At 70.3% G+C, this 19,173-nt stretch carries 18 protein-coding genes; 6 read left to right on the plus strand and 12 right to left on the minus strand.

Annotated elements, in window-relative coordinates; all coding sequences use genetic code 11:
* Positions 1 to 56: 56 nt before the first annotated feature.
* From EV384_RS14090 to EV384_RS14105, 4 genes are all read right to left on the minus strand, one after another.
* Positions 57 to 1,220, minus strand: a complete 1,164-nt coding sequence (locus EV384_RS14090) for an FUSC family protein (protein ID WP_130333629.1) — start codon at positions 1,218 to 1,220, stop codon at positions 57 to 59.
* Positions 1,221 to 1,580: 360 nt separating this feature from the next.
* Positions 1,581 to 2,765: a low temperature requirement protein A gene (locus EV384_RS14095; RefSeq protein ID WP_130333631.1), complete on the minus strand. Its 1,185-nt coding sequence runs from the start codon at positions 2,763 to 2,765 to the stop codon at positions 1,581 to 1,583.
* A 394-nt stretch (positions 2,766 to 3,159) separates the two neighbouring features.
* Positions 3,160 to 4,368 (minus strand): AI-2E family transporter, encoded by a 1,209-nt coding sequence (locus EV384_RS14100; protein WP_130333633.1) that lies wholly within the window; start codon positions 4,366 to 4,368, stop codon positions 3,160 to 3,162.
* Positions 4,369 to 4,435: 67 nt separating this feature from the next.
* Complete coding sequence (locus EV384_RS14105) at positions 4,436 to 5,488, minus strand: patatin-like phospholipase family protein (RefSeq protein WP_207232323.1); 1,053 nt, start codon at positions 5,486 to 5,488, stop codon at positions 4,436 to 4,438.
* A 297-nt stretch (positions 5,489 to 5,785) separates the two neighbouring features.
* Here EV384_RS14105 and EV384_RS14110 point away from each other — a divergent pair, with 297 nt between their 5' ends.
* Positions 5,786 to 6,217 carry a hypothetical protein gene (locus EV384_RS14110; RefSeq protein WP_130333635.1) on the plus strand — a complete coding sequence of 144 codons (432 nt, stop codon included), beginning with the start codon at positions 5,786 to 5,788 and terminating at the stop codon, positions 6,215 to 6,217.
* A gap of 86 nt (positions 6,218 to 6,303) precedes the next feature.
* On the opposite strand, the gene EV384_RS14115 is transcribed toward EV384_RS14110, so the two are convergent.
* The 4 genes from EV384_RS14115 to EV384_RS14130 form a co-directional block, all read right to left on the minus strand.
* On the minus strand, positions 6,304 to 7,854 hold the full coding sequence (locus EV384_RS14115) for a long-chain-fatty-acid--CoA ligase (RefSeq protein ID WP_130333637.1): 1,551 nt from the start codon (positions 7,852 to 7,854) through the stop codon (positions 6,304 to 6,306).
* A gap of 65 nt (positions 7,855 to 7,919) precedes the next feature.
* Entirely contained in the window at positions 7,920 to 9,524 is a 1,605-nt protein-coding gene (gene mhpA, locus EV384_RS14120) for a bifunctional 3-(3-hydroxy-phenyl)propionate/3-hydroxycinnamic acid hydroxylase MhpA (protein WP_130333639.1), read from the minus strand.
* Positions 9,521 to 10,507, minus strand: coding sequence for a VOC family protein (locus EV384_RS14125; protein WP_130333641.1), 987 nt, complete (start codon positions 10,505 to 10,507; stop codon positions 9,521 to 9,523). The genes mhpA and EV384_RS14125 overlap by 4 nt, the downstream gene beginning before the upstream one ends.
* Positions 10,504 to 11,364, minus strand: coding sequence for an alpha/beta fold hydrolase (locus EV384_RS14130; protein ID WP_130333643.1), 861 nt, complete (start codon positions 11,362 to 11,364; stop codon positions 10,504 to 10,506). Before EV384_RS14130 ends, EV384_RS14125 begins: the two co-directional genes overlap by 4 nt.
* A gap of 118 nt (positions 11,365 to 11,482) precedes the next feature.
* On the opposite strand from EV384_RS14130, the gene EV384_RS14135 reads away from it, so the two are divergent.
* Genes EV384_RS14135 through dmpG form a run of 4 tightly spaced genes read left to right on the plus strand, consistent with a single transcriptional unit; the run spans position 11,483 to position 14,902 of the window.
* Positions 11,483 to 12,127 carry a TetR/AcrR family transcriptional regulator gene (locus EV384_RS14135; protein ID WP_130333645.1) on the plus strand — a complete coding sequence of 215 codons (645 nt, stop codon included), beginning with the start codon at positions 11,483 to 11,485 and terminating at the stop codon, positions 12,125 to 12,127.
* Positions 12,124 to 12,945: a 2-keto-4-pentenoate hydratase gene (locus EV384_RS14140; protein ID WP_130333647.1), complete on the plus strand. Its 822-nt coding sequence runs from the start codon at positions 12,124 to 12,126 to the stop codon at positions 12,943 to 12,945. Before EV384_RS14135 ends, EV384_RS14140 begins: the two co-directional genes overlap by 4 nt.
* Positions 12,945 to 13,883 carry an acetaldehyde dehydrogenase (acetylating) gene (locus tag EV384_RS14145; RefSeq protein ID WP_130333649.1) on the plus strand — a complete coding sequence of 313 codons (939 nt, stop codon included), beginning with the start codon at positions 12,945 to 12,947 and terminating at the stop codon, positions 13,881 to 13,883. The genes EV384_RS14140 and EV384_RS14145 overlap by 1 nt, the downstream gene beginning before the upstream one ends.
* A complete protein-coding gene (gene dmpG / locus EV384_RS14150; RefSeq protein ID WP_130333651.1) occupies positions 13,880 to 14,902 on the plus strand; it encodes a 4-hydroxy-2-oxovalerate aldolase in 1,023 nt (340 codons plus the stop codon). Before EV384_RS14145 ends, dmpG begins: the two co-directional genes overlap by 4 nt.
* Positions 14,903 to 14,990: 88 nt before the next feature.
* Here the strand turns inward: dmpG and EV384_RS14155 are convergent, their stop codons facing one another.
* The 3 genes from EV384_RS14155 to EV384_RS14165 all read right to left on the minus strand — a co-directional run bounded on the left by EV384_RS14155 (position 14,991) and on the right by EV384_RS14165 (position 17,481).
* Positions 14,991 to 15,932: a low temperature requirement protein A gene (locus tag EV384_RS14155; RefSeq protein ID WP_165439934.1), complete on the minus strand. Its 942-nt coding sequence runs from the start codon at positions 15,930 to 15,932 to the stop codon at positions 14,991 to 14,993.
* Positions 15,933 to 15,946: 14 nt separating this feature from the next.
* Positions 15,947 to 17,005: an IS110 family RNA-guided transposase gene (locus EV384_RS14160; protein WP_130330084.1), complete on the minus strand. Its 1,059-nt coding sequence runs from the start codon at positions 17,003 to 17,005 to the stop codon at positions 15,947 to 15,949.
* 215 nt (positions 17,006 to 17,220) lie between these two features.
* Positions 17,221 to 17,481: a low temperature requirement protein A gene (locus tag EV384_RS14165; RefSeq protein WP_130333655.1), complete on the minus strand. Its 261-nt coding sequence runs from the start codon at positions 17,479 to 17,481 to the stop codon at positions 17,221 to 17,223.
* 146 nt (positions 17,482 to 17,627) lie between these two features.
* Between EV384_RS14165 and EV384_RS14170 the strand changes: the two genes are divergently transcribed.
* Positions 17,628 to 17,918 carry a hypothetical protein gene (locus EV384_RS14170; protein WP_130333657.1) on the plus strand — a complete coding sequence of 97 codons (291 nt, stop codon included), beginning with the start codon at positions 17,628 to 17,630 and terminating at the stop codon, positions 17,916 to 17,918.
* A 606-nt stretch (positions 17,919 to 18,524) separates the two neighbouring features.
* Here the strand turns inward: EV384_RS14170 and EV384_RS14175 are convergent.
* On the minus strand, positions 18,525 to 19,166 hold the full coding sequence (locus EV384_RS14175; RefSeq protein WP_130333659.1) for a TetR/AcrR family transcriptional regulator: 642 nt from the start codon (positions 19,164 to 19,166) through the stop codon (positions 18,525 to 18,527).
* Positions 19,167 to 19,173 lie beyond the last annotated feature (7 nt).

Raw genomic sequence — 19,173 nt, forward strand, 5'->3', positions numbered from 1 at the left:
CCCGCCCTCGATGGTCGTGACCGACGTCCACCCAGCCAGGAGGGCCTTCGACCGACCTAGGCGTTGACCGCCTCCCGTACCATACGGTTGGCCGTGTCCGTCTCGTACCCGGTCGCCCGGAGTAGGTCACTCGACGCCGTGCGGAGCTGGATCACCATGGCACTTCCGTACGCTCTCAGGCCTTTTCGGCACGCCTTGCCGACCAGCCGAGCTACGTCCAGTACCGCCTCGCGGGTCTGCTCGAACGGCCCAGCCTGTCGTGCCTCCCGCTGCAGCACTCGGACCGTCTCGGCGAGCCTCTCCACGGCGGCAATGAGTTCCTCCGGCACCGGCTCGTCGTACTGCAGCGAGGTCGCCGCCCAGCGGGACATAGACCGGCACGCGAGCGCCACTCGATCCATGTACTGGATCCCGCGCCGGTAGCGTTCGACATCGCGGCGCCGCCGCCACCGGACCGGCGAGATCATCGTCACCTCCTCGGCGCCACCCAGCGCCTCGTGCAGCCGGTTGAGGTCGCCGTCCATACCGCGAAGCTGGTCGAGTGCCCGCACAGCGCGGTCCGGGTCCCGCTGTCTCAGCGCCTGTGCGACCTCCCGAAGCTGAGATGCGAGAGTCTCGGTCAGCGGTGCGGCCGCGCGCTGGAGAGTGCGCATCGGGTCGATCGGCACCAGTAACGCGACCACCACCAGCCCGACGACAGCGCCCGACCCGGCTTCGATGAGCCGCTCCCATTCGAGATTGTGCTGGACCGGTGACAGCGTGGAGAGCAGCACGGCGGTGCTGCCGGCCTGGGCGACCAGCGCGCCGCTGTGCCCGGTCATCAGCAGGGCGACGGCGATGGCCAGCGCCACCACCACGCCGATCTGCCAGGCCCCGAACCCGAGGTAACGCAGTAAAAGGTCGCTGATGAGCAGGCCCAGCCCGACGCCGAGCATCAGTTCGGCGGTACGTCGGGCGCGCTGTCCGAGTGCGGCGACGATCGTGCCGACGGCCGCGCTGGGCGCGAAGACCGGCGCGGGACGCCCCGCCACCTCGTGCGCGAGCCCCCAGGCCAGGGTGGCGGCGAGCCCGCACTGGGCCGCGATGACCAGGACGACCTCAACCTGACGCAGCCGCAGTCGGCCGGCCTTACCACCACGGCGTGCAGCCTGCGCCACCAGGTCTCTGGCCTGCTCGACCACCTCCTCAGGGCGGGGCAGGAGGCTCCGGTCAGCGGCCATGGCGGGGGTTACCCCGCCCGGCTCTCACAAACCTACGACCCGTTCTCCCTGTCGAGGCGATTCGGTTGCGTCATCGTCTACCACCTGTTGTCAGACCCTGCCGTCTGGTTCCGTGACCTCGGCGCCGACTATTTCGACACGCGTATCGACAAACAGCGCAGGGCCGAAACCTCGCCACCCAACTCCAGGCCGTCACCGGTCAAAAGATCACCATCCGCGACGGCAAAGCTGTCATCGCCAAACCCGAAGCCGCCTGACCCATCCGCTCACAAACCCGGCTCCGCTACGCTCCGCCGCGTGCTGCCGCCTGCCTACTCAACTATTGGATTTTCGGGTCTGACAGTGCGGGTTCCGATTCGTCTAACGGGGTGGTGACGGCTGCTCGGATGGGAGTCTTCGGGTACGGGCCGCGTCAGCTACGGCGACGCCGCCCAGGATGAGGGCGGCGGTGGTGGCTACCGCCAGCAGCGGCACCGGCCGCATTGCTGGGGTGAGGGCGACCAGGGCGAGTGCGCCGATCACGCGGGTTGGGGACACGCGGCCGAACACCGCGTACTCGAAGGTGGCTCGTCCGGCGAGGAACAGGGCGGGTCCGGCGAGGATGACGGCGGTCCAGGCCGGGTCCGGGTGTCCGAGCGGGTGGGTGATGAGGAGTTCGTCGCCGACGGCGATGGTGACGATCCCGGCGACCATGACCAGGTGGGAGTAGATCGTCAGGATAGCAACGCGGCGTGGGTTGTTGGCCGCTGCGATGGCGTCGGCCAGCAATGCTCCGGCCCGGTGGATGTAGATGCGCCACAGCAGTGCCGTGGTGGTGAACGCCAGTAGGGTCGCGGCGCTGCGGTCCGCCCCGAACGCGCCGTTTGCGAATGTCAGTCCGGTCACCAGGATCGGCTCGCCGAGCGCGACGATGAAGAACTGCTGGTACCGCTCGGCCGCGTGTTCTTCGGAGACCACGACCTCGAGTCGGCGCTCGCCGCTGCGGCCCAGCCTCGGCGTGGGGAAGCCGAGTGCGATCCCCGCGTACTCCACGCCCGCCGCCGTCAGCCACAGCGCTCCACGTACCCAACCGGTTAGGAGCGCACCGGCGATCCATGGCACCGTAGCCATGCCGAGCCAGAACAGTAGCCGCACCGCGCTGGGCTGTGCCTCGTGGCCACGCAAAAAGAAGATGGCGACAGCGAGGCCACCAACGCGGACGGTGAGGTACGCACCTGCGAATACCAGGCCCTTGCGGTCGAACGCCTCAGGCGTCGCAGCCGCCATCACGAGGGTGCCGAACATGATGGGCATGGTGAACAGCTGTACCAGCGGATGCTGCGGGTCGAACGCGTCCAGAAACCTCGCCGTAGAGACCCAGACCGCGAACACAGGGAGCAGCAACACCAGTGTCTGGAACGCGCCAGTCCAGCTCAGATGCTCCAGCAGCTCCTCGGAGAGCCGGAAGAACGCGAGGACGAACACCAGGTCGAAGAACAGTTCGAGGAATGCCGGCCGCGCCTGGTCGGGTCTCCGCAGCAGTACCCCTAACCTACCCGTCGTCATCTGTCGCCCCTTTTGCCGTCTCTGCCCGTCTTAACCGTAGTCATACCAAGCGGTTTGGGCCTCGAACGTTGCCGACATAGACGTCGCGCACAACAACCACTGCGCGCGGCGGCCCTCCCTGCCCACCCAGCCGGCGGGACGCGGCCGCTACAGCAGCCGGTCGCGGAGCAGGTACCGAGCCGACCCGGCAAGGGCGGTGCCTCCGGCGCGTCCAGCCCTAGACCCGGATCCGGCCTCCGGCGCTCCCGGATGGCCAGCCGCCTTGGCGCCGCCCCGTTGCATACCGGAGGCCACCAGACCGGCGCCCCGCTCGGTCCGGGTCAGACGTCCAGCGGGGCCCTCCACCCGGACCGGGCGCGCGCTTGAGGTGGCGGCACGCCGCCGGCCACCCCGGTCAATCGCCGCCCGGTGGCCGGTCCTGGTCACCGGGTGCCGGCTGCCGGCCGTCCCGTGGTCTCCCGGGTCGTCGCCCGCCGGCTGGTCCGGGCCGCCCGGACCGAGGCCGCTCAGACGGTGCAGGTCCCCCCGTGCGGTCTCCGGGGCCGGCCTCTGCCGGCACGGAGCCGGCTTGCCGGTTGGCGGGGACGAACTCACGAAACAGAACTCGCGCGATGCCGGCGGCGGGGATGGCCAGCAGGGCTCCCAGGAGGCCACCCAGCTCGGCGGCGAGCAGCACGCTGACCAGCACGGTCAGTGGGTTCAGTCGGACCGCGTGGGACATGATGACCGGTTGCAGCAGGTGGTTCTCGACCTGCTGGTAGACCACGAAGAAGACCAGCACGACCACTCCGGCGGTGGGCGAGTGCAGGAAGCCCGCGCCGCCCGCGACGATGGCGCCGAGGGTCGCCCCCACCAGCGGGATCAGGTCGGCGATGGCGACCAACAGCGCGATCACGGCGGCGAACGGCACGCCGGTGAGCGCGAGCACCACGAAGGTCGCCAGACCACAGATCAGGCTGATCAGGAGGTTGCCGCTCAGGTAGCCGGTGATGGTGCGCGCCGACTCCCGGCCGATGCGGCGCAGCCGCTCCGCCCGGGCGCCGCCGGCCAGGGCCAGCGTCCCGGCGGTGATCCGTGGGGCCTGCACCACCATCAGGTACGCCAGCACCACCACCGTCAGCACTCCGGCGACGCCCTGGACCGTCCCGCGGACCAGCCCGACCGTCGACCGGCCGAGCTGGCCGCCGAAGCGCTGGAACTGGTCGACGTGGGCCTCGGCGTAGCGCCGCAGGTGGAACCGCTCCAGCAGTTCGCCGATCGGCCCGCGCCCGGCCCGGGTCTCGCGCACCAGGTCCGGCGCCCGGTCGGCGAAGCGGGCCAGCTCGTCCAGCAGGGGCACCACGATGAGCACGCCGAGCGCGGCGAGAGCCACGAAGCTGGCCAGGAACACGACCAGCGTGGCCGGCGCCCGCCGCCGGGCGAACCGTTGCTGCACCCGGTCCACCAGCGGATTCAGGGCCACCGCGAAGAACGCGGCGACCACCACCCAGATCAGCACCCGCCGGGTCTCCCACACCAACGCCAGCCCGGCCAGGGTGGCGAGGACCAGACCGATGACGATCAGCGCCCGGCGGGCCGTGGACCGATCGTCGGCGTCGCTCACCGGGCGCGGCTACCCGCTGCGAAAAAAGAGAAACCCAGCGGAGTAGTCTCGATCTCTGGGGGCGCCGTCAGGCGAACGGGCTCGACGCGAGGGCATCGAGCGCTGCCCGCCGGCCGACTTCGATCATCTCGGTCGCGCGGTGGAACTCGTACGTCCGGACGGCTTCCGTCGGTATCTCGATCAGCAGGTCCGGCGGGTAGCTGGCCAACTGGTAGCGGGTGAGAAGATCCCGTACGGCCTCCAATGACAGGCTCATGACGTCGGGTACGCGCAGGTCGGCGGGGAGTTGGCCGAGTCCGCCATCGTCGGTGGTGATGGTTTCCGCGGCGGCGTCCGCCGCCGGACTGCCGTCACCGGATACGCCGCCGCCGGAGATCACCCGGTCGACGAACCCGGCGGGGCCCCGCGGGTGGTCTCGCCCCCCTCGTCCCGGCCGCGGGTCGGCCGATTCCCGGACAGCTGCCGCGGGGTGGGAGTCGGTGCCGGCAGCCTTGAGGGATACAGCGACGACCGCGTCGGCCGGCATGATGATGGTCGGCGCCATCGGCAGCGGCTCCATCAGGCCGCCATCGGCGAGGAGCCGGCCGTTGATCATGACCGGACTGATCGCGGGTGGCAAAGCGATGGAGGCCCGCACCGCGACGTCCACCGGGCCGCGCTGGAACCACACAGCTCGGCGGGCCAACAGGTCGGTCGCCACCGCCGTGAAGGGCACGGACAACTGTTCGATGCGTACGCCGTCGAACAGTTCCCTGACCCGAGCCATGAGCTTCTCGGCCCGGATCGCGCCGGGCGCACCCGCCCTCGGATCCAGCAGGCGCAGCACGTCGCGTTGGCCGATGGTGCGCACCCAGTCGGCGTAGGCGTCGAGCTTGCCCGCTGCGTACAGCCCCCCGACGAGGGCGCCCATGGAAGAACCAGCGATCGCAACAATGTCGAACCCACGCTCCTCAAGGACCTGGATCGCCCCGATGTGCGCATAGCCGCGCGCCCCGCCTGCGCCGAGTGCCACCGCGATCCGCACGTCACCACCGTCCAGTGCTCCGACCCAAATTGGGCACGAGGCTTCGATGTCGAGGAGGTCGAGCCGCAGTCCGCTTGGCATGTCGGGCAGGCTCAAAGACACACCCGTCGGTGCTGACACTCAATCACGAAACGTAGGACCGGATATCCGGTCTCTGGACTTCGCTCTCTGTGCGGGCAGCCCTACTGGCCAGCTCCGGCCAGTCGGCCCTCCCCAGAGGCGCGGTCAGCCGGAGCCAGCCGCAATGGTGCGCGGCGACACGGACGGTCGATGCGGCGGCGGAACCGGGCGTCACATCATCCGGCACGGGTGATGCCAGCTCACCTCGGCGCTTGTGAAGGTCGGCTGGAGAGAGGCAGTTGTGACCGGCAATGACGGGATCCAGGAGGAACCATGGACTTCTCCGACCGACTCGACGCACTGCAACAGCGTGCCGCGGCGGCCAAGGCCGAGGTGCAGGCAGCCGCCGCCGAGTCTCGTGAGCAGCTCCGGCAGCGAATCGATCAAACCCAGAGCGAGCTCAACCGGTCCGCCGCTGGGGCACAGCAGGGTGCGAAGAAGGCCGCCACCGAGAGGCGGAGCGAGTGGGCGCAGATGAAGGCCGACGCCTCCGCAAAAACGGAGGACATCAAGGCCAAGATCGACAGGCGGACTCGGCAGTTGGACGCGAAGGCCGCCGCCAGCGACGCGGACTGGGCCGAAAGCGGCGCGGCCGACGCCCTCGACTTCGCCGAGTGGACGGCCTACAACGCTCAACTGGCCGTGCTGGACGCCATCGACGCCCGCGCCTACGCCGACGAACTCGCCAGCACCGCACGCACCTGAGCTTGCTCGAACCCTCGGGGCTGGGCCCACGGTGCGTGCAGACCCGCGTCCCGCTGGACCCAGCCCTCGACATCCGTGGGTTCAGTTCACGCCTCGTCGCGAAGCTTGCGCTTCAAGATCTTGCCGGTGGAGGTCATGGGCAGTTCGTCTCGGAACTCGACGAGGCGGGGGTACTTGTAGCTAGCCATTCGCTCCCTGCACCAGTCCACCAGTTCGTCCTCGGTCAGCTGGGATCCCGGGTTACGGATCACGAAGGCTTTCACCTCCTCGCCGTGCGACTCGTGCGGCACGCCGACCACGGCCACCAGGCTCACGTCGGGGTGCGTCATGATGGTCTCCTCGATCTCCCGGGGGTACACGTTGAAGCCACCGCGGACGATCATGTCCTTGGCCCGGTCGACGATGAAGTAGTAACCGTCCTCGTCGCGGCGGGCGACGTCACCCGTGCGGAACCACCCGTCCCGGATCACCTCCGCGGTGGCGTCGGGGCGGCCGTGGTAGCCCTTCATGACGTTGTGCCCCCGGATCGCGATCTCGCCCGACTCGCCCTCCGGGACCTCGTTCCAGTCGGCGTCGACGAGCGTCATCTGCACGCCCCAGATCGGCTGCCCGATCGAACCGGGCTTGGCCTCCCGGCCGGGGTGGTTGAACGATGCGACGGGGCTGGTCTCGGAGAGGCCGTAGCCCTCCCGGATCCGGACGCCGTAGACCTTCTCCACCTGCTCGAGGATCTCCACCGGAAGAGCGGCACCGCCGGAGATCGCCATGCGCAGGTTGGCCGCGATCGCCGGAGCGTTGCCGTTCTCCCGGCCGACGGAGAGCAGGCCCCAGTACATCGTCGGCACTCCGGCGAAGAAGGTGACCCGCTCTCGCGCCATCAGCGCCAGTGCCGTGCCGGCGTCGAACCGGGGCAGGACCACCAACGTGGCGCCACCGCCGAGGCCCGCGTTCATCTGCACTGTCTGTCCGAACGAGTGGAAGAGCGGCAGCGTCACCAGATGGACGTCATGATCGACGGAGCCGAAGAGGCGCCAGCACGTGAGGGCGTTCATGACCATGTTGGCGTGGGTCAGTTCGGCGCCCTTGGGCTGTCCCGTCGTCCCGCTGGTGTAGAGGATCACCGCGGTGTCCGTGGCCGCCGTGGCCACCGTCGCGAAGCGTGGGGCCTTGCCGGCGAGTGCGGACCCCAGCGTGGTGGCGCCCTCGATCGGGGTCGGCGCCTGGGGGTCTGCGGTGATGAGGAAATAGTGGTCGCACCCGACGGCCCCGCCGAAGCCCTGCCAGCCCTCGGTCCCCATGGGCAGCTCTTGGGTGCCCTCGAAGCAGAGGTACGCCTTGGCACCCGAGTCCTGCAGGTGGTAGGCGATCTCGCCGGCCTTGAGGAGCACGTTCAGCGGCACGACGACGGCGCCCGCCTTGAGAATGCCGTAGTAGACGATCGGGAAGTACGGCAGGTTCGGGCACGACAGCGCGACGCGGTCGCCGGGGCGGATGCCGCTTTCGACGAGAAGGTTCGCGACCTGGTTCGCCGCGCCGTTGAGTTCGGCGTACGACAAGCGAGTGCTACCGAGGACGACCGCCGACCTGCTCGGCAGCCGTTCGGCGCTGCCTTCGAGCATGAGCGCGAGGTTGAGCATGGCAGCTCTCCTTGATGGCGTGGGCGACGTGGTGGTGGGCGTCGATGCAATGGGGTCGGGTCAGGTCAGGGCGCCGTTGTCGCGGCGGGCGGGGGCGTCTGTTCGGCGACGGGGCTCTGTGGCGGGTGGACGAACGGTGGGCGGGGCAGGTCGGCGTCACCGGTGGCGGCGGCGTAGACGACGACGTCGGGGCGCAGTGCGAGCACGGTGGCGTGGTGCTGGCGCATCCAGGGGATGAGCACGTCCTCGTCGTCCACGATCGTGCCGGGCGCGGGGGCCGAGCCCGCCGGCGTGACCTGCAGGCAGCTGATGCCGCCGGCCGCCCAGGCCGGCCAGGGTCGCGCCTGGCCGGTGTGCAACAGCGTCCACCGACCGGCGAGCACGTCGTCGAGACGGGCCCGGTCGCCGCCGTCCGTCTGGACCCAGGGCTGTGGGAGCTGCTTGCCGACCGCCCGATTGCCACCGGTGTGGTCCAGCAGGCCCTTCCGGTAGCTGTTGTCCGGGAACCACCTGGCCTCCTGCATGTAGGCGCGGATGGCCGGGACCCGCATGACGAGCCGGAACGCGATGTTGCGCAGGGCCGTCAGCCCGGGACGTCGCTCGGTGATGATGCGTCCGAAGCGGACCGCCTGTGCGGTCATCTCCCGCACGTGTGGTTTGCGCTCGACCTCGTAGCTGTCCAGAACGTCATCGGGCAGCTCACCCCGCAGCACCCCGGCCAGCTTCCAGCACAGGTTGCCCGCGTCGCGTACGCCGGAGGACATGCCCTCGCCGATCCACGGCGGCATCGCGTGTGCCGCGTCGCCGGCGAGGAAGATCCGGCCGACGCGCCACCGGGCGGCGAAGCGGACGTGGTGGCTGTAGATGACCGCGCGGAGGATCTCCACCTCGTCGGGCGTCCGGCCGTAGCGGCGCAGCAGCCGCCAGATGTAGTCGTGGCTGACCAGATCCTGTTCGTCCTCGTCGGGCAGGACGGGGAACTCCCAGCGGTGGTGGCCCAGCGGGGTCGGGCAGTCCACGGCGGGCCGGGCGGGGTCGCAGTGGAAGCGCAGGCGGTCGACGGTGTCCCAGCCCCGCTTGACCTTGGTGTCGATGACGACCCACCGGTCGTGGTAGGTGCGGCCGTCGAAGCCGACGCCCAGCCCGGTCCGGATCGGGCTGGAGCCGCCGTCGGCGGCGATGAGGTAGGCCCCGCGCAGGGTACGTAGCCTATCGTCGGTCAGGTCCCGCGCGGTGACGGTGACACTGTCGCTGTCCTGCTCGACGAGCTCACAGTCGTGGCCGAGGAGGACCTCGACGTTCGGGTAGCGGCTCACGCCGTCGCGGAGGACCTCCTCCATGGCCGGCTGGTAGATGAACAGCTGCGGCGGGTGCCCGTTGCCCCGAGGAGCCGGCGCGAGGCTCAGGAACGACCGGCCGCGCGCGTCGACAAAGTCGATCGGCCGGCCGGCGAGCATGTCCTCCTTCAGCCGCTCCGCGAGGCCGATCGCCTGCCAGATCCGGATCGTCTCCTCGTCGGTGGAGATCGCCCGCGCGCGGGGATAGATCGAGGCGTCGCGCTCGACCACGGCGACGCGTACGCCCATGCCGCCGAGCAGATTCGCGGTGGTGACGCCGACCGGGCCGTATCCGACGATGATCACGTCGTATTCGGGCAGTTCGGTGTTCATGCGGTGGCTCCGCTCAGTGCCGGGACGGTGATCTCCGCACGGCGCAGCGAGGCCGCGCCGCGGCGGAACTGGTTGAGCTTGTCGATGACGCTCTGGCCCTCGGGGGTGTGCCCCCAAATGCTGATCCCTTGGTGGGTGGTGGGTTCCCAGGTGCCCTCGTCCACGACGATCGGATTCCAGCCGACCTCCCACTCGAAGCCGGACGGCGTCCGGACGTAGTAGGAGAGCTCCTTGTCGTTGGTGTGCTGCCCGATGCCCAGGGCCATGGTGAAGCCGAGTTGCTTGAGGCGCTGGTAGGAGATGGTCATGTCGTCCAACGTGGCGACCTGGGTGTTGAGGTGCTGGATAGCGGTGCGGATCGGATCGATGCGCAGGCCCTCGGTGTTGGCCACGGCGACCGAGTGGTGGCGGCCGTTGACCCGCAGGAACCGGATCCGGAAGCGCACCCTGCTGATCGTCTCGACGATGAAGTCGCTGAGCCGGGCGTCGAGCAGGTTGTCGTAGTAACGGTGGATGGCGTCCGGCTGCCGTGAGCTGATGGCGATGTGACCCATGCCGGCGTCGCCGGTGACGAAACCGCTGGCCTGCATGTGCAGCGGGGCGGTGGTGGTGACCGGAGTGGTGTACAGCTCCTGGACCAGGCCCTTCGGCCCGGGGAAGCGCACCAGCCGACGCACGCCGCGCAGCGCCGCCTCCTCGTCGTGGCCCTGCTCGACGGTGACGCCGCGGGCGGTGATGCGGCCGACGATGTCGTCGAACGCCTCGTGGTCGTCGACGTGCCAGCCGACTGTGGTCACGTCCTCGGCGGGGCCCCGCTGCAGCAGCAGGCGGCACTCGTGGTCGTCCAGCCGGAAGCGCATCCGGTCGCGGTCTAGTTCGTCGACGTGCAGGCCGACGCCGTCGGCGCCGAAGCGGCGCCAGTCACCGAACCGGGTGGTCTCGATGCACAGGTAGCCCAGGTGCACCTTGCCGAAGACGTTCACGTGGACTCCTCGGAGAGGAAGGCAGCGGTGAGGGAGTTGAACAGGTCAGGGCGTTCCCACTGCACCCAGTGGCCGGTCCTGGCGACCAGGTACTGGTCGCAGCGGGGCATCCGCTCGGCGAGGAGCAGCCCGCCGGACGGCCGGTTGACCTTGTCGTCGGCGCCCCACAGCACGAGCGTGGGCGTGGCGGCCCCGGACAGCCGCTTGTCCCGCAGCAGATCCATCCGCAGCAGGGTGCGCAGCCCGGCGGGGCGCCGCAGCGGCGGGTTGGCGACCACCTCCGGGTCGATGCTCGCCTGGTACCGCTCCTCGATCATCTCGGCGGGGACGGCCGTGCCGTCGTAGACCAGGTCGGCGCGGATGAACCGTTCGAGCTTGGCCCGGGTCGGGCCTTCGCCGCCGTAGTAGGCGAGCAGCCGCTTCAAGCCGGGAGTCGGCGGACGTCGGGTCGTGCCGATCCCGCCCGGGCCCATGAGGACCAGGCGTCCGACCCGGTCGGGCCGGTCCAGCGTGAGCCGCAGCGCGGCGGCGCCACCGTAGGAGTTGCCGACCAGGTGGGCCCGGTCGATGCCGAGCGCGTCGAGCAGCCCACGAACGGCGCCGGCGAGGTCACCGAACGGGTCGGACTGGTCGATGTGCTTGCTGGACCGGCCGTAGCCAGGCAGATCCGGCACGATCACCCGGAACCGCTGTGCGAGGGCGTCGACGTTGCGGGCGTAGTTCGACATCCCGGAGGCCCCCGGCCCGCCGCCGTGCAGCAGCACCACCGCCTCACCGGCGCCCCGCTCGGTGACGGCGATGTCCCGCGCACCGACTCGCACCACCCGCTGATCCGCGGTGACTTCCTCGACGCTCACTTGACCTCCCGCAACCCCGCGCTGTTAATGTAATGACCGTTACAGTTGTAGTGGCCGCTACGGTAAGCTTCACTGCTGACATCGTCAAGACATCGGCCGGAAACACGGGAAGGGTGCGATGACGGAATCTCGCGGTGAACGCAAGCGCCGGGCCAACGGCGAGGAGTCCCGACGGCGGATCCTCGATGCCGCCGCCGAGATCGCCGGCGAGCGCGGCTACGAGGGCACCAGCATCGCGCTGGTCAGCGAGAAGTGCGGCCTGCCCGCCAGCTCGATCTACTGGCACTTCAAGAACAAGGACGACCTCCTCGCCGCCGTCATCGAGCGCAGCTTCGACATCTGGGTCGACGTGCTCGCCCTCCCCGGCGACGACAGCGAGCCGATGCCGGAACGCCTCGCGGCGATGGCGGTGAAGGTCGCCAAGACCCTGCTGGACTCGCCCGACTTCCTTCGCCTCGGGCTCATGCTCACCCTCGAGCGCCGCCCGGAGGAGCCCAGCGCCCGGCGCGTGTTCCTGCAGGTCCGGGAAACCGCCCGCGCGCGGCTCGCCGCCGTGCTCGCCAGGGTCGCCCCGGACGCCGACCGGGACACGATCGAAACGATCACCACGTACGCCATCGCCGCCACCGACGGGCTGTTCATCGCCAAGGAGATCGGCGGCGACAGCGTCGACCTCCTGCGGCTGTTCGAACTGCTCGGCCGCACCCTGTACGACAGCCTCACCCGCCTGACCGGCGGCAGTCCCGCCACGGAGACCCCATGACCACCGGCACCACCGATCCCGTTGCCGCGGCCTTCCGTCGGTTGCGCACCGCCGCGGAGACCCGCACGCCGTGTCCGCCGGTCCGCGACCTCATCGGCCCCGACGACGAGACCCTCGCCTACGCTGTTCAGCGTCGGTTGACCGAGGCCGGCGTCCGGGACGGCAGGCGGCCGGTCGGGCGCAAGGTCGGGCTCACCTCCCCGGCGGTGCAACGTCAGCTCGGCGTCGACCGGCCCGACTTCGGCATGCTCTTCGCCGACATGGCCTGCGCGGAGTCCGCGGTGATCAGCCTCGACCGGCTGCTGCAACCCCGCGTCGAGGCCGAGATCGCCTTCGTCCTCGCCGACGACGTCACCGACCCGGGCGTCACCGCCGTCACCGTGGGCCAGCGGGTCGCCTACGCGGTGGCCGCGCTGGAGATCGTGGACAGCCGCATCGCCGGCTGGGACATCAGCTTCGCCGACACCGTCGCCGACAACGGCTCCAGCGGGCTGTTCGTCCTCGGCGCCGACCAGGTCCCCCTCGACGCCGTCGAACCGGCGGCGGTGCGGATGACGATGTATGTGGACGGTGTGCCCGCCTCGACCGGCTCGGGCGCGGCGTGCCTCGGCGACCCGCTGGAGGCCCTCGCCTGGCTGGCGCGGACCACCCTGGCCCACGGCGACCCGCTCCGCGCCCGTGACGTCGTGCTCTCCGGCGCACTCGGGCCGATGGTTCCGGTCACCCCCGGCATGCAGGTCCGCGCACACCTCAGCGGCCTCGGCAGCGTCGGGGCCACCTTCGCCACCCGTGGTGCCGTGACGAAAGGCGTCAGTTGATGTCGCGTACGAAGGTCGCCGTCATCGGATCCGGCAACATCGGCACGGACCTGATGATCAAAGTCTTGCGCCTGTCGCAGAACCTCGAGATGGCCGCGATGGTCGGCATCGACCCCGCCTCTGACGGCCTCGCCCGGGCCCGTCGCCTCGGCGTGCCCACCATCGCCGAGGGCGTCGCCGGCCTCATCGCGATGCCGGACTTCGCCGACATCGCCGTGGTCTTCGACGCCACCTCGGCCGGGGCGCATCGGGCCAACGCCGCCGCCCTCGCCCCGTACGGCAAGCGGCTCGTCGACCTCACCCCGGCCGCGATCGGCCCGTACGTCGTACCGGCGGTGAACCTCGACGCGCACCTCGACGCCGGCAACGTCAACATGGTCACTTGCGGGGGGCAGGCCACCATTCCCGTCGTCGCGGCCGTGTCCCGAGTGACGCCCGTGCCGTACGCCGAGATCGTCGCCTCCATCGCCTCCCGGTCCGCCGGCCCCGGCACCCGCGCCAACATCGACGAATTCACCGAGACCACGGCCGCCGCCATCGAACAGGTCGGCGGCGCCCGGCGCGGCAAGGCCATCATCATCCTCAACCCCGCCGAGCCGCCGATGATCATGCGGGACACCGTGCAGTGCCTCATCGGCCCCGCCGACCACGACGCCGTCCGCGCCAGCATCGAGCAGATGATCACGGACGTCGCCGCGTACGTCCCCGGCTACCGGCTCAAGCAGCCCGTGCAGTTCACCCCCCTGGCCCCGGACGAACCGGTCCACACCCTGCTGCCCGACGACACGACAGCGGTCACCACCAAGGTGAGTGTCCTGCTGGAGGTCGAAGGCGCCGCCCACTACCTCCCGGCCTACGCCGGCAACCTCGACATCATGACCTCCGCGGCACTCCGGGTCGCCGAACGCCTCACCGCAGCCCAGGGAGCCATCCGATGACCGCTACCGCACCCGCCCGCCGCCTGTTCATCCAGGACGTCACCCTGCGCGACGGCATGCACGCCACCCGGCACCGGATCACCCCGGCCGACGTCACCCGGATCGTCACCGCCCTCGACGCCGCCGGCGTCGACGGCATCGAGGTCGCCCACGGTGACGGGCTCGCCGGCGGCAGCCTCACCTACGGCCCCGGCAGCCACACCGATCGGCAGTGGATCGAAGCCGCCGCGGCCGCCGCCACCCGCGCCCGCGTCACCACCCTGCTCCTGCCCGGCATCGGCACCATCCACGACCTCAAACAGGCCCACGCCCTCGGCGTACGGTCGGTCCGCGTCGCCACCCACTGCACCGAGGCGGACATCGCCGCGCAGCACATCGCCACGGCCCGCGAGCTGGGCATGGACGTGTCGGGATTCCTCATGATGAGCCACCTCGCCGAGCCCAAGGAGCTCGCCGCTCAGGCCAAGCTCATGGAGTCCTATGGCGCCTACTGCGTCTACGTCACCGACTCCGGCGGGCGGCTCACCATGGACGGCGTCCGCGACCGGGTGCGGGCCTACCGGGACGTCCTCGACCCGGGCACGGAGATCGGCATTCACGCCCACGAGAACCTGTCCCTCTCCGTGGCCAACAGCGTCGTCGCCGTGGAGGAGGGCACCACCCGCGTCGACGCGTCACTCGCCGGCCACGGCGCCGGCGCCGGCAACTGTCCGATCGAACCGTTCATCGCCGTGGCCACCGTGCAAGGCTGGCAGCACGGCTGTGACCTGTTCGCCCTCCAGGACGCCGCCGACGACCTCGTCCGGCCGCTGCAGGACCGGCCCGTCCGCGTCGACCGGGAAACCCTCACCCTCGGCTACGCCGGCGTCTACTCCAGCTTCCTGCGCCACGCCGAGACCGCCGCGCGACACTACGGTCTCGATGCCCGGGACATCCTGCTCGAAGTCGGCCGGCGCAAACTCGTCGGCGGGCAGGAAGACATGATCCTGGACATCGCCCTCGACCTGAGCCGGAGCTGATCGTCCGACGAGGCAAAGGTCAACCAACCTGTACGCGCGGCTGATGCGTCCGCCACGCAGCGGATGGGGCTCATGCTGCGCGAGGAACTCACATCAGCGGGGCGGGTGACTCGGGCTCTCGCCTGCGGGCGCGGTGCGCGTCCGCGACGGCGATTCCGCTCAGCACGGCCGTGGCGCCGGCACCCGCCACCAGCGGTGGAGCATGCCATACGGCCGGGATCAGCAGGCCGAGGGCGAGGAGCCCGATCAGCCGTGACAGGGAGATCCGGCCGAAGACCTGCAGTTCGAAGGGAGCCCGCCCGACCAGGAAAAGTGCCGGACCGCCGAGGATGGCCACGAGCCAGTTCGGTTCCGGCCGGCCGTTGGGCTCGATGATGTACAGCTCGAAACCGACACCAGCGAGGACGACACCGGAGATCATGATCAGATGACTCAAGGCGGCCGCCACGGCTTGCCGGCTCGGGTCACGGGCGGCGGTGATGGCCAGCGGCAGGAGCAGGCCGGCTCGGTAGAAGTAGACGCGCCACAGCTGCACGATGCCGACGAAGGCCAGGGCGAACCCCATCCCGTGCGGGAGAGCTAGGTCGCTGTCGGAGAACGCCCGGCCGGACACGAAGACAGCCTCACCCAAGCTGATCAAGAAAATCTGCTGCAACCGCTCGCCGAGGTGCTCGCCCGCGACCTGACTGCCGGCCCACTGACTGAAGCCGAGCACGAACCCGGGGAACTCGATGGCCAGCGCAAGTGCCCACAGCCCACCCCGTAGCAGCCGGTCGTGCACCAACGCTCCAGCGATCCACGGAATGCTGCTCCCGGCGAGCGACAGGAGGCCCGGTAGTGCGGACGTGCCGGTCCTCATTTGCTTGACCAGGAGGTAGAGCAACAGACGGCTGAGCCGGACCGCGACCCAGGCGCCGGCGAAGACCAGAGCTCGTCCCTCGAACCCCTGCGGGACCGAAACGGCCATCACGGTGGCACCGGCCATCGAGGAGAACACGATGAACTGACCCGGCCGCGAATCCGGATTCACCCGACTGGACGCTCCTATGCCGCGTCAAGTGGTTGGGGCGGGGTTTCCAGGCGTCGGTAGATTTCGCGGGCGACGTAGCGTTTGAGGCAGCGTTTAATCTCGCGGTCGGTTTTGCCTTGGGCGCGGCGGCGGTCGGCGTAGGCGCGGGTGCGTTCGTCGCGTTGTAGCCGGGTCAGGACGATGGTGTGCAGGGCGCGGTTGAGTTGGCGGTCGCCTGAGCGGTTGAGCCGGTAGCGGACGGTCTTTCCCGACGAGGCGGGAATCGGCGCGGCGCCGGCGAGCATGGCGAACGCGGCGTCGTCGCGGCAGCGCCCGGGGTGGGACCAGGCGGTGAGCACGGTGGCGGCGACGATCGGTCCGACGCCGGTGAGGGTGAGAAGGTCCGGTCGCCAGGTGCGGACGATCGCGCGGATCGCCTTTTCGTGGTCGGCGGCTTCGGCTTCGAGGAAGCGGACGCGGCGGGCGAGGTCCCGCAGCACGGTCAGGCAGGTGAACACGTCAACATTTGCGCTGGTGGTAGGGCGCAGTCGGGTGGCGGTGGTGAGCATGATCCGGGTGCTCTGGCCGCGGAAGCGGGCCCGCACCACCTCAGGAGCGGTGATCACCAACGCGTGCAGCTGCCGCTGGGCGTCGGCGCTGGCTTCCACGGCCGCCCGGCGGGCGGTCAGCCGCACCTGCAGCGCTGCTCGTTGCGCCCCGGTCTTGGGCTGAGCCAGCCGCGTGCGGGCCAGGGCGTCGCGAGCGGCGCGTTCGGCGTCGATCGGGTCGGACTTCGCCCCGGCGCGGCGGGCCGGGCGCAGCGGACGGTCCAGTTCGACGACCAGTTCACCGGCGTCGGCCAGGTGCCGGGCCAGGCCGGCGCCGTAGCCACCGGAGCCTTCCAGCGCCCAGGCCCGCAGCCCCGAATGCTGCTCGGCCAGGGCCACCAGTTGCGCGTAGCCATCCGGATCGGTGGCGACCGTGGCCCTGGCCAGCACCCCGCCGGTGCGGGTATCCAGTAGCGCGGCGGTGTGGGTGTCTTTGTGGGTGTCGACGCCGATGACGACCTCGACCAGATCTGCCAGCATGGACATGCGTTCTCTCCTCACCGTGGGGACGCAAGGGTCCGGTCCGGTGCGGAGATGGCAGGACTGTGATGAGACACGCCAGCCGCTAACTGGCGGTCAAGCTCCTGATCAGGCCAACGTCTCCCGCCGGGCCGGCGCCGGCAGCAGCAGGCGGACAAGTCCCGCCAAAGGCACGAAGCCAGTCAGAGCAAGAGTCACGCCCGCCACCACCAGCTGTCAGCTCACCACTGCTGAACCGACCCCGCCACCCTCACAGTCAGTGCAGCGGTGGTCTGCCACATGAACCAGAGCCCCAGAAACAGCAGCAGGGTCTCAGCGAACTGACTGAACCCGAGCCGCCCGGAATGGAAGTCGTCCAACAGCCGCAAGCTGATCCGGTTGAGCGCGAAGACGAAGACGAGGTCGAAGAACAGCTCGAGGATCGTCGCCCGGTGCCAGCTGACCTCCTCCCGTACGCGCCGCTCGCGGCCCGGCTCATCCATCGGTCATCAGTCTGGTTTGCCGCCGCAGGCGCGCACGGCGTTCGCCTGCCTCGGCAATCCCAGACTCCCGGCCAGGAAACACGAGGCGGAGTATCCGGGGCGGCAGGCGATAAACCTGCCATATCCGACGCCCCTCGCGCCGATAGATGCACTTGCCCCGTTCACCCCTGTGGCGAGCAGCCACCGCCTGGGCAGCGGTTGCCGTCACCGTCGTCGGCGGGCTTGCCGCGCCGGCCGCGGCCGCCGCACCCCGACACCATGCGGCCGTCGACCCGGGTCTCGCCGCCGCCGTTGCCGCCGGTCAGGAGGCGACCTTCTTCGTCATCCTCGACGGCCGTCCCGATCTGTCCAGTGCCACTCGCCAGCGCGGCAAGGAGCGGAAGGCCGCCGCGTACCAGGCGCTGCGCGCCGAGGCCGCCCGGATCAGAGCTCGCTGACCCGCTACCTGGACCAGGCGAAGCTCGGCTGCGAGTCGTACTGGATCGCAAACGCCGTCAAGGTCACCGGCGGCCGGGACCCGGTCGAGCGGCTCGCTGCCCGGCCCGATGTCGCCGCCCAGCGGCAGGAGCAGCGCTACGCCACCGCCACCGTCGCGCGTGGCTGGCATGCGGGCGCGTCCAGGAGGCTGTCGAGGTGGCGGCGGCGGAGGCTGCGCGCGCGGAGCGGGCGGGGGAGCGGCTTGCGGAGACGGACGCGCGGACGGTGCACGCTGCCGCCCTGGCGGAGCTGGGCCGCGAGCGGGATGCGGCGGACGCTTTCCGCCGGGCGGCCGCCTTGGCGGAAGCCCTTCCGTACCCGGCCGCCGCTCGCCGCCTGGCGTTGCTACGTCGTGGACTGCGGATAACCGCAAGCCAGGGACCCGGACCAGGTAACGGTTGCAAGGCCGAGCCAGGGGTCGCAATGCATCAACCTGCCGGGGCAGGAGGAAGCCAAGGGAATGCACCCGCGGCATGCAGTGCCGGCGAGCTGACTCCTGATCCTTCTCCTTGATCGCCGTAGGGCGTCCGGGACCCACCGACGAAGTCACGGGCCACAGGTGGAAGTCAGCGGGCGGTTGCGGGCGGGAGGTGAGCCTCGAGGCCCGCGATGAGGGTCTGGACCGCCAACTCGAAACTGTCATTGGCGTCCGCGTCTGCGCGCGGTGCAGCGGTCGATCCCGCCCGGCCCGGTGCGGGTCGCATGGCGGCGAGGCGACCGAGGGTTCCGTTGACCTCGGCGAGGAGGAAGCCTGAGAAGAGGCTGGTGAGGACCGCTCCGACGGGGGCGACCTCCGCGGCCGGCACGCCTGTGCTGTTGAGGATGCCGGTCAGTCCGGTCCAGAACGGGTCTTCCGGCTCGATGAAGTCCGGGCTGGCCAGGCTGTGCACGATGAGTTTGGGGTGCCGGTGCGCCAGCGCTCGGAAGTCTCTCGCGAACCGGTACAGCTGTTCCTGCCAGGCACCGCCGTCGACCTGCGGCTGGAACTGCGCGGCGACGAGGTTCTTGACGCCGCGCAGCAGCGCGGCCTTGTTCGGCACGTGGTGGTAGAGCGACATGGGGTTGACGCCCAGCACCGCGGCCAGCTTCCGCATGCTCAGCGCGCCCACCCCGTCGGCGTCGATGAGTTGGAGCGCCGCGGTGTAGATGCCCTGTTCGGTGAGACGTGCGTCTCCTCGGCCGCTTGGGGCCTGTCCGGTCGTAGCCATACACCGT

The organism is Micromonospora kangleipakensis, assembly GCF_004217615.1.
Lineage (GTDB): Bacteria > Actinomycetota > Actinomycetes > Mycobacteriales > Micromonosporaceae > Micromonospora > Micromonospora kangleipakensis.

Bases quoted from the DNA above. Each gene is read 5' to 3' on its own strand.
- EV384_RS14090 (WP_130333629.1), bottom strand. From the start codon at position 1,220: ATGGCCGCTGACCGGAGCCTCCTGCCCCGCCCTGAGGAGGTGGTCGAG.
- EV384_RS14095 (WP_130333631.1), bottom strand. From the start codon at position 2,765: ATGACGACGGGTAGGTTAGGGGTACTGCTGCGGAGACCCGACCAGGCG.
- EV384_RS14110 (WP_130333635.1), top strand. From the start codon at position 5,786: ATGGACTTCTCCGACCGACTCGACGCACTGCAACAGCGTGCCGCGGCG.
- EV384_RS14115 (WP_130333637.1), bottom strand. From the start codon at position 7,854: ATGCTCAACCTCGCGCTCATGCTCGAAGGCAGCGCCGAACGGCTGCCG.
- mhpA (WP_130333639.1), bottom strand. From the start codon at position 9,524: ATGAACACCGAACTGCCCGAATACGACGTGATCATCGTCGGATACGGC.
- EV384_RS14135 (WP_130333645.1), top strand. From the start codon at position 11,483: ATGACGGAATCTCGCGGTGAACGCAAGCGCCGGGCCAACGGCGAGGAG.
- EV384_RS14140 (WP_130333647.1), top strand. From the start codon at position 12,124: ATGACCACCGGCACCACCGATCCCGTTGCCGCGGCCTTCCGTCGGTTG.
- EV384_RS14145 (WP_130333649.1), top strand. From the start codon at position 12,945: ATGTCGCGTACGAAGGTCGCCGTCATCGGATCCGGCAACATCGGCACG.
- dmpG (WP_130333651.1), top strand. From the start codon at position 13,880: ATGACCGCTACCGCACCCGCCCGCCGCCTGTTCATCCAGGACGTCACC.
- EV384_RS14160 (WP_130330084.1), bottom strand. From the start codon at position 17,005: ATGTCCATGCTGGCAGATCTGGTCGAGGTCGTCATCGGCGTCGACACC.
- EV384_RS14165 (WP_130333655.1), bottom strand. From the start codon at position 17,481: ATGGATGAGCCGGGCCGCGAGCGGCGCGTACGGGAGGAGGTCAGCTGG.
- EV384_RS14170 (WP_130333657.1), top strand. From the start codon at position 17,628: ATGCACTTGCCCCGTTCACCCCTGTGGCGAGCAGCCACCGCCTGGGCA.
- EV384_RS14175 (WP_130333659.1), bottom strand. From the start codon at position 19,166: ATGGCTACGACCGGACAGGCCCCAAGCGGCCGAGGAGACGCACGTCTC.